The 2,141-nt window shown below is 63.0% G+C and carries 2 protein-coding genes; both read right to left on the bottom strand.

Features of this window, described 5'->3' with window-relative positions; genetic code table 11:
• Positions 1-203 precede the first annotated feature (203 nt).
• Positions 204-1,226: a hypothetical protein gene (locus ACFXK0_RS28980; RefSeq protein WP_379414262.1), complete on the bottom strand. Its 1,023-nt coding sequence runs from the start codon at positions 1,224-1,226 to the stop codon at positions 204-206.
• Positions 1,223-2,014: a hypothetical protein gene (locus ACFXK0_RS28975; protein ID WP_379414261.1), complete on the bottom strand. Its 792-nt coding sequence runs from the start codon at positions 2,012-2,014 to the stop codon at positions 1,223-1,225. Before ACFXK0_RS28975 ends, ACFXK0_RS28980 begins: the two co-directional genes overlap by 4 nt.
• Between the last annotated feature and the right edge of the window lie 127 nt (positions 2,015-2,141).

Genomic DNA, 2,141 nt, shown 5'->3' with positions numbered 1-2,141 from the left:
GTCGTCGTCATCGTGGAGTAGGTCCGATCTCGCCCTGCGTCGGGCTGGATTTGCTGAGTGCCGGTGGACTCAACTCACCCTGACACGCAGGGCTCCCAACAACTTCCATCACACGGCCCGGAACCGGTCGCTTATCTCGCTGAGATCACCTCATTGAGCGTGAGCCCAGGGCCCCAAACTGGAGACAGCAATCAGCAACAACCTCATCGCGGTTCGTTCACCCATTCGGCAAGTGTGTCGATGAGCACCGATTCTTGTGCGACTCGGCCGCAGGCGGCTCGGATAGGGGCTAGCAGCGCCCAGGACTCGGAGCCCAGCAGGTGGCCGCCTTGCACGCCAGACCAGTCCACAGCGTCACGGTCTTGAATGGGACGCCCGGCCATGGCCGACCAGAGGCCGCGCGCTGGCTGTACGGGCACAGTGCTCGACGCTAACGCGGCGGCTTCGGCAATCGCGATCCCCGCTGGATCAAAGTCACCCCAGTACCAGGCGATTCCACTCACTGGGCCGCGACCGGCGACGTCAACGCCTAACGCGTCGACCTGGGCGGGAAAGGTCCGCCCGCTGCCCCAGGCGATGGCCCCAATGGGATGGCCGGTGATGTCGCGCAGAAGTTCGTGGAATACCCAGTAGGTGTCGCTGTTCTCGACGATGAGGACATCCGGACCATTGCCGACAATCGCGGCGGGCAGGGGCGGCGGATAGCGAACGCACGCCAACAGGTCAAGGGTGAGCCTGCCTGAATCAAACAGTGTCGTGCGGGCGAGATCGTCGAGTCTTTTCTCCTTGCCGAAGATTTCGGTGGAACGGTAACGCAAGGGAACGAGCGGGACGGTCTGTGTAGCGTGTCTGCCCAACCAGGCGTTGATCGCGACAAGATCAGCGAAGAGTTCCTGCGACAGAGTTCGCAATGACGCCGCCCAGCCCAATTCGGCGCGCCAGGGATAGCTCACCCACGGTTTGGATTTCACGGCGGGACGAGAAGCGGGAACGGTGACATAACTGGGCCACAAGCGCTTCGACGACCGCGACGGCAAGCAGATCGTGTTCTCCTCGGCAAGCGCGCGGAGGCACTCATGCAGATCGTCGGTCTGCTGCGGGCTGCCGACGAGACGAGGAGCGGCGACACACCATAATCGCCACAGGTCTTCATGGGAGATGCGCACCGACCCTTTGGCCACAAGTGCCGCACGCAACGCGGCGATCTCGGATTCGCGCACGCTCATCGTCGGATCTCGTAGCCGATGCCATCGACCCAGTTCTGAGCAGATCCTCTATCACGGCCTCGCACTATCGATTCGACAATATCGACGCCGTCGACGACCGTTGCCCGAAGCCGCAAGAATGACAGATTGCGCCGCAGATCCCCGTCATTGCGCAACTTGACAATCACCGATCCGGTACCGGTGAACGCCGCTTCGACCGCCGGATCGTGTAGCCCTGTCGCGCACACGAGCTGAACTCCAGTATGGGCGGCAAGCCGGTGCTGCATCTCGATCAGCGGCTCCGCTGAAGCCGCACCAAAAGGATTGTCCAGCAGCAACGTTCCAGCAGGCCGTGAACCGCCCTGCCGATGCGATGACCGTACGCGCGAGAGCGCGCAGTAGACCAAGACCGCGAGAGTGAGGACTTGGCCACCCGAGAACTCGTGGGGTATCCGATCAGGCGGGCAGTACGCGACATGTCCGTCGATGCGAGGCTTGAGGATCTCGATCGCCCACGCGCCCGCCCGAGCGCGGTTCACCACCGTGTCACGGACGGCGTCGGCGAGCCAGCGTGCCCGCATGTCAGCCGATTTGGCCTTTTTCGGGTTTTCGGACAGCTCGGTTGACCAACTGTCGACTCGGTTCGCCAGGCGGGCGGCCGCTTCGACTGCGGGCGCCTCTTCGAATCGGATCTTGATCGCCGGATTGTCCGACAGGTCGCCGAGTCCGGCGGGCAGCCTCGATGACTGCGAGACCTCGCGCAGCATGCGCCGCTGGGTGCGGCACAGCGCGAGCAGGTCGTCGCACAAGATGCTTCTGTGTACGTCAAGCTGTTCGAGGTTGAGGGGCTGGGAAGTTCTCGGACAGTGAGATTTTGACTTCTCAGGCTGCTCGATTCCGCTCGAACCAGTCGGACTCTACTTCGTTGGGCGTCCG

The sequence above is a fragment of the Nocardia sp. NPDC059177 genome, from assembly GCF_042755165.1.
Classification (GTDB): Bacteria; Actinomycetota; Actinomycetes; order Mycobacteriales; family Mycobacteriaceae; genus Nocardia.
The sequence above is the reverse complement of the archived record's forward strand: the minus strand, read 5'-3'. Positions and strand labels throughout refer to the sequence as shown.

Coding starts and splice junctions, on each gene's coding strand:
- ACFXK0_RS28980 (WP_379414262.1), bottom strand. CDS start 1,226: ATGAGCGTGCGCGAATCCGAGATCGCCGCGTTGCGTGCGGCACTTGTG.